At 46.1% G+C, this 15,904-nt stretch carries 10 protein-coding genes and 1 pseudogene; 9 read left to right on the top strand and 2 right to left on the bottom strand.

Going from position 1 to position 15,904, the window contains the following annotated elements; genetic code table 11:
* Positions 1–3: 3 nt before the first annotated feature.
* From QUB61_RS26635 to QUB61_RS26595, 9 genes and pseudogenes are all read left to right on the top strand, one after another.
* Complete coding sequence (locus QUB61_RS26635) at positions 4–1,656, top strand: hypothetical protein (protein WP_333129874.1); 1,653 nt, start codon at positions 4–6, stop codon at positions 1,654–1,656.
* A gap of 129 nt (positions 1,657–1,785) precedes the next feature.
* Positions 1,786–3,135: an ATP-grasp domain-containing protein gene (locus tag QUB61_RS26630; protein WP_333129877.1), complete on the top strand. Its 1,350-nt coding sequence runs from the start codon at positions 1,786–1,788 to the stop codon at positions 3,133–3,135.
* 10 nt (positions 3,136–3,145) lie between these two features.
* Positions 3,146–4,165, top strand: coding sequence for a hypothetical protein (locus QUB61_RS26625; protein WP_333129880.1), 1,020 nt, complete (start codon positions 3,146–3,148; stop codon positions 4,163–4,165).
* 303 nt (positions 4,166–4,468) lie between these two features.
* A complete protein-coding gene (locus tag QUB61_RS26620; RefSeq protein ID WP_333129883.1) occupies positions 4,469–5,839 on the top strand; it encodes a flippase in 1,371 nt (456 codons plus the stop codon).
* Between the two features lie 197 nt (positions 5,840–6,036).
* A complete protein-coding gene (locus tag QUB61_RS26615; protein WP_333129885.1) occupies positions 6,037–6,792 on the top strand; it encodes a sulfite exporter TauE/SafE family protein in 756 nt (251 codons plus the stop codon).
* Between the two features lie 367 nt (positions 6,793–7,159).
* Positions 7,160–8,716, top strand: a pseudogene (locus QUB61_RS26610) (IS5 family transposase).
* Positions 8,717–8,754: 38 nt separating this feature from the next.
* Positions 8,755–8,934 carry a hypothetical protein gene (locus QUB61_RS26605; protein WP_333129887.1) on the top strand — a complete coding sequence of 60 codons (180 nt, stop codon included), beginning with the start codon at positions 8,755–8,757 and terminating at the stop codon, positions 8,932–8,934.
* Positions 8,935–8,999: 65 nt separating this feature from the next.
* Positions 9,000–11,891, top strand: a complete 2,892-nt coding sequence (locus QUB61_RS26600) for a two-partner secretion domain-containing protein (protein WP_333129889.1) — start codon at positions 9,000–9,002, stop codon at positions 11,889–11,891.
* Positions 11,892–12,016: 125 nt separating this feature from the next.
* Positions 12,017–14,632 (top strand): CHAT domain-containing protein, encoded by a 2,616-nt coding sequence (locus QUB61_RS26595; RefSeq protein ID WP_333129892.1) that lies wholly within the window; start codon positions 12,017–12,019, stop codon positions 14,630–14,632.
* A 23-nt stretch (positions 14,633–14,655) separates the two neighbouring features.
* On the opposite strand, the gene QUB61_RS26590 is transcribed toward QUB61_RS26595, so the two are convergent.
* Positions 14,656–15,480 (bottom strand): transposase, encoded by an 825-nt coding sequence (locus QUB61_RS26590; protein ID WP_333190194.1) that lies wholly within the window; start codon positions 15,478–15,480, stop codon positions 14,656–14,658.
* Between the two features lie 15 nt (positions 15,481–15,495).
* Positions 15,496–15,753, bottom strand: a complete 258-nt coding sequence (locus QUB61_RS26585) for a hypothetical protein (RefSeq protein WP_333129894.1) — start codon at positions 15,751–15,753, stop codon at positions 15,496–15,498.
* Positions 15,754–15,904 lie beyond the last annotated feature (151 nt).

The following is a 15,904-nucleotide window of genomic DNA, read 5'->3' as shown; positions in this document are numbered from 1 at the left end:
GCCATGAAAACACAACAGTCAACTAGTGTATTAATCAAAGGACAGACAGATCAACTTCCTCAAGAGTTGCTTGTTGCTTATCGAGGTATGACTCAAAGCACGTCTCTCTTGTATGGAGTCCCAAATATTTCAAGCGATCCCGAAATTGTTTACGACCGGGATCGAGCTGTTCCCGACGCTGTCAGACGTTATAACACTCCTGACAAAAAGCGTTCACAAGAGCTTGCTACTGCTATTTATAGTATCTGTCAGCAATTCGCTGCGATGCCACAAGTATCGATTCATGATGAAGGCGGTGAATTTTTGATTCAGGGATTTCTGTACTTGCAGATCCTCACAAAATCAGTCACTGCCACTGACTTCATTATTGGAATGAATGGAAAAGCAATTGTTGAACGTGGAGCGGAGCGCTCCGAACGAAAAGGCGAACTGACTGCAATTTTGCAAAAAGTGCAAGTTAGCGAATCGTGTATAAACTGGTCAGATATCAGCAATGATGAACGTTTTTTGATTGCAGCCCTTTCGGTTTTTGCGCTCAAAGGCAGTGACAAAACTATAGAAGAAATTAACCGGACGGTTGATGCATCCGATCTGCCACTGGAATTGGCAAAACGCTTGTCAATTCTGGAAACTAACCTGAAGCAGGATCGTTGTTTTTTTGGTTCTGGAAGCCAACTTCTGGAGAGTATTACTCATTACCCAGAACATCAGGATCGGATGCAGCGGATTTACCGTCTGACACCTCTTCATATCTCGCAAGGAATGCGTAAGGAACTATTTCTGCCTGAGGAAATGATGCACCCCGATCCTTCAACAGTTCGGATCGCAGCAGACATCCTCGGTATCAGTCCCAGCAATAACCTATGCACGATGGATGAAGAAAAGAAACGGAATATTTTCGCTGACGTTCTTCAACGGTTTGGCAGTCTCGATCGGGCAGTTGCAGTTGTCATGAAACTGGTTACTAACGAGTTTTGTGATGATTGTACCATCCTGGGACGGACGAAGAACCGTCCGTGGCAGCAAGGCGACACGATTATAGGTTTTGCTTGTATCTTAGGTGTACCCTGGCGCGTTGACTCCTATTGCGCTGCTGTCGATCCTGTCAAAATGAAGCCCAGTGATTTGAAAATGATTCCGGTTGAGGCAAATAAAGCTCCACAGTATATTTGGCAACGCCGACCTGAAGATTTAGAAGATGCACTGCATGATGGTGATTCCCGCCGCTTAGCGGTCTTACGCGAACGCCAAGCCAGTATTAGGATTGAGCAGAAAATCAAGTTAGAGGGTGTAGATCCTGCTTCACTGAATACTGAAGAACTTAGTTTGCTCCAATCAGCGGCAAAGCGTTATCAAAGTCGCTTATGGGTTGATAATCAAGGTGCTGGTTCTGCTGGAAAGCAGATTTCCATCAACAGACTCAACCTAATTTTCAATGCTTCTTTCGATGCCGATAGTACGATCGACAATCAGCCTCACGCCATCTCAGGGGTACAAAGTGGTATCCGAATCCCCTTTGGCTATTTGGGGAATATCCGCTTCTGGAATGAGGCTCGCCGTCCTGAATGCGAAATGGGCTTGCGACATATACCTGTGGCAAAGGCATACACAATGATTATCCGCGAACTTTATCAAGCTGCCGGAATTCCCGCTTAGTTTTTGCGGGATAAGTAGGTGGAGAAAATTAAATGTAGGGTGAGCCATTTGATGCCGTTTACATCTGGTCTGCCATGACAATAACTGAATTTATAAGTAAAAATTAATTACAACTCTCCAAGAATAATAATGACTCAAAACTACATTCTGTACGTTGGAACACGCCCTCTTGCCCTTAAAAGGGATGCAGAGATCGATGCTGCACGCAAGAACGGGTTTGATATTGTTCTGGCAGATACGTCTGTTGCAGAATATGCTTCTTATGAGCTAACACATCTTATCCAAACATCACTCATTGATGAGAATCAGGCTTTTGACGATATTTTGTCATATATTAAACAGCATGATTTGCAAATCAAAGGTGCGATCGGATGGACGGACCCATCTGTAGCTCTTGTATCAAGGTTGTCCAATGCATTGGGTTTAGCTGGAACATCCCCAGAGCTTGTACATAACGTTCGCAATAAAGCAAATACCCGCCGGATTCTTGAGCAGCATCTGCCTCAGGCAAATCCAGTTTTTGCGATTGTGAATCGAGAAAAGAGCATCTGGGATGCTATTGAAAAAGTTGGCTTTCCCTGTGTTTTGAAGCCTGCTGGTTCTTCTTTTGGACGTGGTATTTTTAAAATCCGCTCTTCTCAAGAAGCCGAACAACAAGTGGCTAACTTTTATCAAACTGTTCGACCAGAGAACGATCCTACTTATGGCTTTTATCAACATGAGTTTATTGTTGAGCAAGAACTTATAGGTAGTGAACATTCTGTTGCTGGTATAGTTGCAGACGGTAAACCGATCGTCATGTCTATTATTGACAAGGAGAATGACTTTACCATTCCAATTCAGTACCAAAATATTACTCCATCTTTACTGCCCATTGAAACTCAACGCAGTATAGTCGAGATGGCGAAACAAGCGGTTCCCTTGATGGGGATTAATTGGTGTGGATTCCATGTCGATCTGATGGTCGTTGACGGTCAGCCTAAAATTCTTGAGATTGGCGGTAGGTTGGGAGGTGAATGTATTAATTCCCATCTCATTCCGCTCTCAACTCCTGCCTTGAACCCCTATGATTGCATCATGCAGGTAATCCAAGGACAAAACCCATTTACTAAAGACGAATATCTTCAGGACGCGGTTTTTAATGCTGGGACGAGGTCTTTGCTTCCACCAAAAGCTGGTTATCTCTCTGTCGTAAATGGAGTTGATGCTATTAGTAGACATCCATCTGTGCGAGGATTTGCTCAATTGTATCAAGTTGGCGATCGGGTTTATTTGCCTTCTGAGAAGTTTAACAGCTATGCAGTTGCATATGTTGTTACGCAATGCGATCGAGACCAACCAATTGGAACTGTTCTCGATGAGGTGGCATCTTTTCTGCACGTTGAAGTAGTCTCATCCCCTACAGAGGAGTTAGCTGAGATTTCAAACACAGAAACTGGAAAATTGCTAAACAAGTTTGAACGCTTATCTCAGGAGTAAATGCAGGGAAATGGAGCAACTTGTTGGCTTAACACCCACTCTAATTCATTTAAAGACACCTCATCCATTAGTACAATGGTGCGATCTGAGTAATATAGTTTTCTCCGATCCGTTTTTTAATCAAACGATAGCGCGTTGTCTTCGTGAAAACCCTAACCGTTTACGGTTTCAAACACAGCTAGATGCACTTGCCGATTTACATGAAATCAGTCCTGGCTTGGAACCAACAGGATTCATTTTTCATATGTCAAAGTGTGGCTCGACCTTAGTATCTAAAAGCCTGTCCGCGTTACCTCAGAATCTTGTAATCTCGGAAGCCGCTCCCATGAATTCAGTTCTGGCAGCAGATTTGCTGGGAATGTCCGAAGCAGAAATCATCAAGTGGTTACGACTGCTGATTAGTGCTTTAGGGCAAAAACGCCGTGAGTCGGAAACGAACTACTTTATCAAATTCAAAAGTTGGAATATCCGTAAACTTTACCTAATCAAAAAGGCCTTCCCAAATGTCAAGTGGGTTTTCGTTTATCGCGACCCCATTGAAGTCATGGTTTCGGTGCTTAAAGCTCCTGCGGAGTGGATGGATCTCAAGAGCAAGAGCATCACAGACGATCCTATATGGACAGAGCTTAAAAGCACTCCTGGGATATCTGAAAGCATAACGGGTTTTTGTGCAGAAGAAATCGAACAGATGAGTTCTGAGGAATACTGTGCTAGGGTTCTGGCAAGTTTTTGCCAAACCGCGCTCCAAATGGCCGATCGCAATGCTTTGATGTTAAATTATAAACAGCTACCAGAAGCAGCATGGTCTTCCCTGTTAGATTTTTTTCAACTCAGCTTGTCCTCGAATGAAAAAGACTGTATGCGTGACAGATCGCAGCTTTACTCAAAAGACCAAACTAACAAGAGAGTTTTTATTAATGATAGTGACGCAAAGCAAAAACAAAGTTCCGAGGCAGTTAGAGAGATGGCGACCAAGTGGTTAGTTGAACTGTACGAAAGCCTGGAGTTACATAGAGTTTCAGGTAAATAGACTACAGTAATTGAACCAATCAAAGGCATCGTCTTCAGTAAGATAACTCCCAATATGCCCATTTCATTTTTACAGAAGTTAGAAAAAAGCCTACTTAATGGGTCAAAAACTAGCCTCTGGTGAGCGAAGCTAGTAGTTTGTCAACCTTAAATTGACGGGTTGGGAAGAGGACAAGGGAAGGGAGAAGTCTCTTACGATTTACCCCTCACATTTACCTTGACGCTTTACTAGGACTGAATATTTTTCCTTATTAAAACTCTATCCATTGATGGGTAGAGTATTCTGTATTCTGAATCCTTTTTTATGATTCAACCCTCGGTCTCTAAAATCCAAAACAGTAGTCAAGACACTCCTATACAAGACCATATAGATGTCCTAGCTAAGGATGCTGTAACCGCTCTAACAATACAAGGCGCTGGGTTAGTTCTAATGTACCTGGTTCAAGTCTTCCTTGCCCAATGGATGGGCATAAGGGAGTACGGCATCTATGAATATGTCATCTCTTGGTCATTACTTCTGGGGATTCCAGCAGGTTTAGGATTGCCGAACACGGTGTTGCGCTTGCTTTCAGAATACCGTGTGAAAGAAGACTGGGGACATTTACGCGGCATTGTGCGTGGGAGCCAACTGTTAACAGTATTAGCCGGTGTCTTATTATCTTGGTTTGCGGCAGCTTTTATCTGCGTGCTGAATTCTTTTTACAGCTTTACCTATGCAACACCGTTGCTAATTGGGATGGTGTTAGTACCGCTCCAGGCTTTAACGGAGTTGCAGTTGGAAACAGCTAGAGCTATGGGTGATATTACATTAGCTTACGCTCCATCCAAAATTATCTGGCCTATCTTACTTCTTTGCGGTGGGTTCCTATTGTTTGATGCGAATCATTCTCTCAGCAGCTTGCCAATGATTGAGGTTGCAACAATACTTCTGGCTTCTGTTTGTCTGCTTCAGTTGTGGTTGCTTTGGGAGAAGATTGACAGAGAGATTGAACCGACTACCCCAGTTTACGCCTATAAGCAGTGGTTGGGGATTAGCTTGGTTTTGATTCTCCAGCAGTCGTTCTTCATTATTTTGAACCGTCTGGATATCCTCATGGTTGGTTCTCTGATCGGGCCGGATGCCTCTGGGATGTACAGTGCGGCTGTGAGAACTGCCATGTGGGTGAGTTCTAGCTTGCAGGTGGTGAATATGGTCGCATCTCCCGTATTTGCTACCCTATATGCTAAAGGAGATATGCAGGGTTTACAGAAAGTTGTCTCCCGCGTAACGCTTTGGATTTTTTGGCCTTCGATTCTTCTGGCATTAGGTTTGATAGTCTTTTCCAAGCCCGTGCTGAGTATTTTCGGCCCTGATTTTACTGCTGCGAGTTGGTCGCTGAAGATTCTCATTTTTGGGCAGTTGGTTAACGCCTTGTCTGGATCTGTTGGTAACTTGATGGTAATGACGGGGCATCAGAACAAATCAGTTGTCGTTTTTGGCTGTAGTGCGTTGCTCAATTTAGTCATAAACGTGGTTGCTATTCCCATATTTGGAATAGTTGGAGCTGCGATTGCAACGAGTTTTACCATGTGCGTGTATAATGTTTGGCTGAGTATTCTGGTAGTCAAATATGTTGATGTACACCCTTCTATTTTTTACAGCCTCTTTAACCGAAGAATTGAGCTAGAGTCCTAGTTATTGCCGATAATGCGAGCAAAGTAGATACCGTTAACTAAGATTTGGTATCATTATTGACGGCAAAAAACTCGATTACTTCTCACCCTGGAAATAATAACTAAATTATTATTGTCCAAGGAACACGGTATATCCCTGAAATCAAAGCAGCCAGTATAGCTTTCAAGCGAGGAAAAAACTTGGTAGATGTAACTTTTATGCAAGCGGTCTTTCTCTTATTCATGGGTGGGATTGCTGGAGTTTTGAATTCAATTGCTGGTGGTGGTGGTATACTAATCTTTCCCTCACTCATGCTGGCAGGTTTACCTTCCATTAATGCAAACGCTACGGGCACAATTGTTTCTTTTCCGGGATGGATTGCTGGTACTGTTGCCTGTCGCCAAAATCTACTGACTCAGCAGCGATTATCTTGGACTCTTGGTGGCTCTAGCGTTTTGGGAGGAGCTTTGGGAGCAATACTATTGCTACATATCCCCACAGCTATATTCGATCGGCTTGTCCCCTATATACTGTTAATTTCCACTCTTATCTTTGCTTTCGGCGATCTAATTTATCCTCAACAGAAAATTACTCCTGTGGCATTGACACAAGATTTGTGGCAGTTCTGGTTTCGACTAGCAATTATTCAGTTTGTTATTGCTATTTATGGAGGGTTTTCGGGACTAGGTATCACTTTTGTATTATTAGCAACGTTAAGGCTGATTGGTATTCAAAATGTTCACAAAATTAACGCTTTGAAAATGCTACTGATGACTTGTATCTACAGTTTTGCAGCGATTACTTTTGTATTTGCGGGAGTTGTAGCTTGGCCTCAAGCTCTCCCAGTGATCGCAGGAAACATTGCTGGTAGCTACCTAGGTTCTCTCTATGCTCAAAAGTTACCGCCCAAGTGGGTAAAGTCCTTTGTGACAATTGTGGGCTTGGGAATGAGTTGCTATTTTTTTCTCAAATAAGGGAGTGGCCGCTTCCTGACACAAACGGAAAATTACAAGCTGCTTAATGGAACTTGAGCAAAATTCAAGCCCAAATATAGTATCAACTCGCTTTATAAGCTGCTACGCATCTAAATTGAATACATAGACGGGCAGGATGCCCGTCCCACAAGAATGGTAGAAAAATTGACTGTCAAATTAGATGCACAGCAGCTTAGAACCCATTTGAGATATTGAGGGCGACTGCTCACTGCAGTCGATCGCTAATTAGGGCTTGCTGGATAAGTACAGAAAGGTTACACGGGCTCGGTTATGAGCTCGCGCGATCGACAGAAGCGTGCAAGATAAACAGGTAAAATAGATCAAAAGCCGTGCATCACCACCTGAGATCGCGTACAGAAAAGCTGAGCTTGCCCCAAGCCCCCATCCGAATTTGAACTGCCCTTCGGAGGAAGGTTGTCAGCAGACAACTGTTGGGTAAAAATGGCTTCACTAATCCCGCGGTCATAATTTGAAGCAGAATATGCTCAAAACTTCCCCGAGCGAAATGGGCTTAAGAGCCAAATCCTTTCGGATGGCGTTGGGAGCATTAATTATCAAAGAAAAACTCGGAATTAGCTCCGCGTGAAACAGTAGAACAAATCCGTGAAAACCCCTACCTGCAATACTTTATAGGTCAATCAACCTACAGTAATGAACTCGCATTTGAGCCATCACCCCGCCGTTCACTTTCGCCAACGGCTCAGTGCGAATCTAATTAATAAAGTGAACGAACGAATGATCGATAAAATGCGCCAAACCACCGCAGGTAAACAAAAAAAAGGATTCGGACACAAAAAATAAGTCACAAAATCGAGGAAAATTAATCATAAGCTGTCGCGCATTTAAATTGTATATTCAGGGCGGGCGGGACGCCCACCCCACAAGACTTTGATTTTTTTTGACATACAATTTAAATGCCGCAACAGCTTAGATGCGACCTGCGCTCCAGCATACATTACCTATCCGACGGACATAGGACTATTAAATGGAGCCAGACTTCATACCGAAAAAATTATAGACATCCTGTAAAAACAGAGGAAAGGTCAAACTAATAAAAAACCCAGAACCTACCGTAATCTAGCAAGAATTGACTACTTAGCATTCGCGAAACAAAGACGACTCACCAGCAACAAAAGAAGACAGGCACTTACAAAACAACTTCAATATATCAAAAGAAACTTAGCTCATATTGAACAGCTAATCGATTCAGGTGCGACCCGAGAAAGTTTGAACAAAAAGCAATATAAAACCTGGTTATTCCTCATAGAATTCTATCGCCACCAACATTAATTATTTGAAAACAATAAACAGAGTATTGAGTATAGGATAGTAAGTTTAATTCAATTTCATATTCGTTCAATTATTATAGAAAAAGTAGGGAAAAAGGTAGAGTTTGGAGCTAAACTATCGGCCAGTTGTTTAGAAGGATCTGTATTTTTAGACCGGATGAGCTGGGATAACTTTAACGAGTCAGGAGACTTAAAAGCACAAGTAGAAGCCTATTATAACTTCACGGGATACTATCGGTGAGTCTGTTCATACAGATCGCATTTATCGAATAAGAGAAAACCGAGCAGGCGTGTCAAGAAAGAAGAATTAGAATCAGTGGGCCGCCGCTAGGAAGACCCCCAGTAAATGTGAGTCAAGAAAAAAAGAAGCAAGCTCGCTTAAGATGAGAGGATTAGAAATGCAATTTGTCAGAAAGTTTGGGCAAGGCAAACGCAGATTTAGTCTCGCTGGCATTATGGCAAAACTTGATAATACTTCACAAACAGCTATTGCTATCACTTTTTTAGTCGTGAACCTTTCCACCTGGCCTGGCCGGGTTTTTTGTGTGTTTTTATCTCGAGCGGGCAAAACAACACCTGTTTGTGGGTTGAGAATAGTCTCCCATTATATGTAGAGGAGGTTAACAAAGGAAAAACTTATATTAAATCGAGCTTGAATATATTGCTCGCTCCTGTTCTTGGTTTGCGATCGATTATTCAGCCAGCCCTAATTATTCCCGCTCAAGGTTGGGTAATGGACGATCGAGGACAAGTAACGCTGGTAGTGTATAATTCAGGTGTTGGTGCATCTATTCGCAGTCCGAAATCGACGGGTGTTTGCGTACCTCAATAGGTACTCTTCAGGTTTTAGCTAACGCCTGGCTATTTTCCTAAAACTAAATTAACAAAACTTAAAAAATGCCCCGCCAATCTGCGGCCCTATTTTTTCCATTCTTACTGCTGTTGCCTTTTCCGGCCATCGCTCAAATTATCCCGGATAATAGCTTGGGCGCGGAAAGTTCGCGGACAGTTCCCGATACTATCAACAACTTACCCTCAGATAGAATCACTGGCGGCGCAACTCGCGGCGTTAACCTCTTTCACAGTTTCGGCGAATTCAACATCAACACGGGGCGCGGAGCCTATTTTGAAAATCCCAGCGGAATTGCCAACATCTTCACCCGCGTTACGGGTGGCAACCCTTCTAATATTTTAGGAAATCTGGGAGTTTTGGGAAACAGTAATTTGTTTTTAATTAACCCAAAAGGGATTGTATTCGGGCCTCAGGCGCGGTTAGATGTGCGCGGTTCATTTGTCTGTTCCAGTGCATCGGGTGCGGTATTTAATAATGGCTTTGAATTTAGCAGCGCCAACCCACAAACAGTACCATTGTTAGCGATTAATATTCCAGTGGGTTTAAGGTTTAGAGACAATCCCGGTGCAATTGTCAACGCTTCGAGTGTAACCCAAGTAATTCAAGGCACAACACTCCCCGTAGGTTTAGCAGTGCCTCCAGGTCAAACCTTAGCACTGGTAGGAGGAGATGTAATCTTTAATAATGGTTTTGCTACCGCTTTTAGTGGCAACATTCAATTAGGAAGTGTGGCGAGTCCGGGTTTGGTAAGCTTCAACATCACGCCCCTAGGATTAGGTTTGGACTATACAAACGTTGCCAATTTGGGCAACATAGAATTATCGGGTTTATCGGCGGTGACAGCGAGCGGGCCGGGGGGAGGGGCGATCGCACTGCGGTCCGGAAACGTGACATTGCGCGATCGCTCGAGCCTAGTATCCGATACCATCGGAAGCATGGACGGCCGCGGCATCAATATCGAAGCAGCACGATTTAGCCTTTTAGATGGAGCCTTTGTCGGCTCCGGCACTAGCGGCAGCGGAGCCGGAGGCCCGATCTCGGTACGAACCGCCGAGAATATAGAACTCAAGGGAATAGGATTTGAAGACTTTCGGCGGCGGATTCTCGATGCTGGTGCAGCACAAGAGCCGGGAGAGCTCGCGGAGCGCCAAAGCAGCATCAGTACCGGAACCCTCGGTGCCGGCAGAGCCGGGGAGATAGCGCTCGACACCAAACGATTAACTATGCGAGACGGATCGGCAATACTCAACCCTACAGTCGGTACCGGAGACGGCGGCGGCGTGACAATTAGAGCCTCAGAATCGGTAGAAATCAATGCCTCCGGGCTGTTCACCCCAACTTTTAACAGCGGAAATGCAGGCAGTATCGCTATCGAAACCGGTCAACTGAGTGTCACCGACGGATCCGTCGTCTCGCCCTCGACTTTTGGTGCCGGGAACAGCGGAAATCTGATCGTGAGAGCTTCTGACTCGGTAATAGTAGCTAGAGAGCGATCGGATAGCCCGCTGAGTACTGGTCTAGCCGCTAACAGTATTGGCGGCACGGGAAGGGCAGGAAACATCGAAATTAACACCGGCTCCCTGCGCGTAGAAGCAGGGGCTAGCATCTCTTCTGCGAGCGGGCTGAGCACAGGAGAAAGGCTGATTCCGGAGGGGGGGCCCGGCGGAAACATCACCGTCAACGCAAAAGACTCGGTGGAAGTGCTCGGCACCGCACCAGGCTCCAGTGCTTCCCGAAGTATAATCGCTGCAGGAACGGTTGGGAGCGGCAAAGGCGGGGATGTGATGTTGAACGCCAGATGGTTGATTGTCCGAGACGGAGGAGCTATCGGAGCCTCAACTCTGGGTGCGGGACAAGGGGGAAATGTGACTGTCACGGCCTCGGAATCCGTGGAAATAGCCGGAACTACCACAGACGCCAGGTTTCCGAGCACCATCGGCACAGCTTCGGGAGATTTGCTGTACCAGACTCAGTTGGGGCTGCAACCTCCATCTGGTGCGGCGGGAAGCTTGAGCATTGCGGCGGGCCGATTGAGTGTCCGAGACGGCGCAGCGGTTAGCGTCCAGAGTTATGGAACGGGGGCGGCAGGCAGCATTAATGTTGTTGCCGATTCGATCGCCCTCAACACCAAAGGCAGCATTGACGGCACGACTGAATCGGGTACCGGGGCTAATATTAACTTGCTCGCGCGAGACATCCAATTGCGCGACAACAGCCGAATTACCACCGATTCGCGTGCTGCCGAGGGCGGCAACATCACCCTCAACAGCGATATCCTAGTGGGGGCAAACAATAGCGACATTACGGCCAACGCCAAGAGCGCTGCAGGCGGCCGCGTTAATGTCAATGTCCCGAATATCTTGGGCTTGGCAGCAGCCAGTCGCGAACAGGTGAAAAGCAGGTTGGGGATCGGTGACGCTCAATTTGCAGATTTGGGAGAAACTCCTACATCTGAGCTGCCCACCAGCGACATCGCCGCTATTTCCCAAAGTAGCGGCCCGGCTTTGCAAGGTAGTGTTACATTTAGTGCTTCGGGCGTCAATCCGGCTCAAGGTTTAGTGGAACTGCCACAAAATGTGGTGAATCCGGCTGCGTTAATTGCGGCAAATCCCTGCACGAAAGGGATCGAGAGCGCATTTACCGTCACTGGGAAAGGAGGAGTGCCAGCAAGTCCTGATGATACCCTCAGCAGGGCTGGATCGGGGTGGACGTGGGTGGAAGAGGCAGGAAGTTCGGCAACCGACAAGGTACCGGATGTAACCGATGCAAGCGAGAGAGGGAAGAAGGAAGAAGGGGAAATTCGGGCTCGGGAAGTTGTTGCCGCTCGCGGTTGGCTGGTGAATGCTCGAGGAGAAGTTACGCTTGTTGCATACAATCCGGGTAATGCTGCTGACGATCGCAATCCTCGATCGAGTTCGGTTTGTGTGCGACGCTGACAATAAATTTTTTAATCGCTGATTAACGTGGATAAACGGCGATAAATATTCCTGCTCATTGCCCTCCCACAGGCCTCGATCTGGGGTTCTCAATCAAATATAAAATACAAGTGCTGGAATTCTATATGAAATTTACTCGATCGCTCCGACAAGTAATTCTGTTATTTGTGATTTCCTGTCTGCTATCCGTTGCGATTCCTGCCGGAGTTGCTCAGGTTAATCCACCACCAGCGGTGCAGCTTGTCCGACAAGCTCGAACTCTTTACCAAGAGGAACGTTTTTCCGAAGCTGTACCGCTGTTGCAGCAAGCGGCGGCGGCGTTTGAGGCAAAAGGCGAAAATCTCGCTGGCGCCACAGCTTTGAGCAATTTAGCTGCCACCTACGGGCAATTGGCACTTTGGGAAGAAGCAGAAAAAGCTGTAAATTCGAGTTTGTCGGCTGTGCGAACACAAGCCAAAACTCCCGAACAGCAGCGGATTTTGGCTGAAACTCTCAACATTCAAGGACAGTTGCAACTCGAACGGGGGCAGACGCAAGATGCGATCGATAACTTTGACTTAAGCGCTAAAATTTTAGAGCAAATCGATCGCAAAAACCAACTATTTCAAGTTCAAATTAATCAAAGTCGGGGTTGGGAAGCTCTCGGACTTTACCCCAGAGCTTGCAAAATTCTGTTAGCTTCTTTCAAGCTGGAACACGAAACTTGCGAAGTTTCGACAGCGGGTTTGGAAACTTTGAAAAATGGGCCGATTTCCCTCGAACAAGTCCAGGGAATTCATGCTTTAGGGCGGGTGCTGCGGGTTTTGGGACAACTGGACCGATCCGAGGATTTGCTATCAGCGGGACTGGCAGCAGCCCAAAAATTAGGTCTGCCGCAAGAGGAGGCTGCAATTTATCTCAATCTGGGCAATACGGTACGGGCTCAAAGCAATAAGCCGGGTTTGACACCCAAACAGCGGGCTGATTTGGAACGCTCGGCCCTAGAGTATTATGCTCGATCTGCCCAGGCGATGCCGGATATATCGCCCCTACAAATTCAGGCGAAGTTAAACCAATTGAGTTTGTTGATCGATCGCAAAAATTGGTCTGAGGCAGAGGTTTTTTGGCGTTCCATGCAACCTCAAGCCGCTCAATTTGGGTCGAATCGCGTCGGACTTTACGCTCAAATAAATTTAGCTCAAAGCTTGATGAAATTAGCTCAGTCGCCTGCGAAAACTTTGAGTTTAAGCGATATTGAGAAAATGCTCGATGGCTCTCTCGAACCAGCAAACAGTTTGGGCGACCAACGAATACAAGCTTATATTCTGGCAGCTAAAGGCAAACTATCGGAAATCCAAAAGCAGTATGAGAAAGCGGAAAATCTCACACTTCAGGCTTTGAGTTTAGCACCGCCGTTTCAATCTCCCGATATTGCTTACCAATTGCTGTGGCAACTTGGACGGATTCGGAAAGCTCAGGGGAATAAAGAAGGGGCGATCGCTCAATATACTCAAGCTGTGAATGTACTGTCTTCTCTGCGGGGCGATTTGGTGACAGTCAATCCCGAAGTGCAATTTTCGTTTCGGGAAAGTGCCGAACCGGTTTATCGGGAATTAGTCGGGCTGCTTTTGCAAGAGGAATCTCCCAGTCAAGCTAAGTTGAAACTGGCGCGCCAAACGGTGGAATCTTTGCAGTTGGCGGAATTGGACAACTTTTTTCGGGATGCTTGCGCTGATGCTAAACCAACGTCGATCGAGGAAATCGATCCTACAGCAGCGGTGATTTATCCGATTATTTTGAGCGATCGTTTGGAGGTAATTTTGTCAATTCCCGGCAAACCCCTGCGCCGCTACACTACTGTGAAGCCTCAAGCCGAGTTGGAAAATGCTTTCAGAGTCGCCAAAAATGTCATCAGGCCTGCTGCTTTCCCCCGCAACAGGAGGCAACCCGTCGAACAGGTTTATGACTGGTTAATCCGCCCCGCAGAGGCAGATTTGACCGCCAGCGGGATTAAAACCCTGGTATTTGTGCTCGACGGTTACTTGCGCAATCTGCCGATGGCGGTGCTGCACGACGGTGAAAAGTTTTTGGTAGAAAAATACAGTATTGCTTTGGCGCCGGGATTGCAATTGCTAGCACCGAAACCGCTGAGCCAAGTCAAGTTAAAAGTGCTCACCGCTGCCCTCTCGGAAGCGCGTCAAGGCTTCTCGGCTTTGCCGGGGGTGAAGGAGGAAGTTGAACAAATTGCAGCCGAGATGCCGGCGAGTTCGCTGCTGAATGAAGATTTTGTCAGCGGGCGGTTGCACGATCGAATTAAAGCGGTGTCTTACCCGATCGTCCATTTGGCAACTCACGGTCAGTTTAGCTCGAATGCGGCGGATACTTTTATTGTGACTTGGGACCAGAAAGTGAATGTTAAGGAGTTCGATCAACTGCTGCGATCCCGCAATCGTGAGAAACAACAGGCGATCGAACTTTTGGTTTTGAGTGCTTGCGAAACTGCTTCGGGCGATAACCGCGCGGCTTTGGGTTTGGCCGGGGCCGCCATTCGATCGGGTGCCCGCAGCACCGCCGCCACCCTTTGGAAAGTCAACGACGAATCTACAACTATCTTTATGACTGAGTTTTACAAGCAGCTTGCTTCTTCTAAAACCAGCAAAGCTGAAGCCCTCCGCAACGCTCAATTAATGCTGCTGAAAAAGCGAGAGTATCAGAATCCGTATTTCTGGGCACCTTTCGTGCTAGTGGGCAATTGGCAGTAATTTATGTCAACTACCCCAACCTGCTACTTCGCGCTGACGCGCTTATCCGCGAGGTTGGGGCTTGCGTCTAAAGTCCACCGCAATTGGGAAAACCTTTGTAGAATTTCGGCTTTGGTTTCATCCTTCGACACATCAGGGGATGCTGACAAGACCCCCGTACTCATCCAGTCTTGCCGAACGAGCAACGTTCTAAGCGCAATATTTTTACTCCCCAACAAATCAGCGTGTAACTCATAGCCACAGCATTCGCACCGAAATAACAACCCTTTGTTGGGTCGATTAGCCTTGGAAGTATGCCCGCACTTTACGCAACTTTGGGACGTATAGTGAGCCGATACCTTAGTCGCTAAAGAGCCACTTAGATTAGCTTTATAGTCAATATAGCTATGCAGTTGGGCAAATGACCATTTAGCCTTATTTCTGTTGGCTTTTCGCTGTTTGTTGCTTGCCCTTTTACCTGTTTTAGACTTAATTCTTTCCCGTATTCCGGTTAAATTTTCTAGTCCGATTAGGCTATTGGGCTTTGCTATTTGCTTGCTGATTTGGTGGTTCATATCAGCGATCAACCGTCTCTCTCTGCCAGATAAAGCGATAAGTCTACGCTTGGCTGACCGAGTGCCTTTACGCTGTAAAGTTTGTCTAGCTTTGTGATAGCGATTGGCTTGATGTTTAGCAGCCTTACCAGAATAGAACTTACATTTATTGCTAGAGTCGGTTTCTACCGCTAGATACCGTTGCCCTACATCCACCCCAGCAATTCTAGTTGTCTGAGTTGGGTCAATATTCGGTAGTTCTATTTCTAGGCTTACCATCAAGTAATAAGTCTGAGAACCGCGCTGGTAAACAATCTTAGCCGCACCAATCTAGGCGCAGCTTTTAATCAAGTTTAGATGCTTGCTATAGCCATCGTAAGGTACAACAACTCGACCATTCAAAGTATTAATACTAACCTTTTGGTCAGGCTTAAATGAATAGTCGCGGTGATAGTTTAAGGTAACAGTAGGCGCCACATACTTAGGAGCTTGGTCTAGTCCCTTGTAACGTTTCTTGGTATGGCCTTTCTTAATCGCTTCAGCGTTTTGTTTAACCTTCGTCCACAGACTTTTATAGGTTGCAGCCACTTGTCTGGGGACATTTCAAGCCATTTGTGCCCCAAGCCCAAACCGAGTGCGTAACTCGTGATAGACAAGCTTTTTTGACACTCCCCGGCTTTGAAAGCGCGGGGATTCTTGGTTCTGCGACAGACCTTAAAACTATCTATCCTTGCGGCAA

This window comes from Microcoleus sp. C2D2 (genome assembly GCF_036702495.1).
Taxonomy (GTDB): Bacteria; Cyanobacteriota; Cyanobacteriia; order Cyanobacteriales; family Microcoleaceae; genus Microcoleus.
This window is presented reverse-complemented; position numbering and strand designations above follow the sequence as displayed.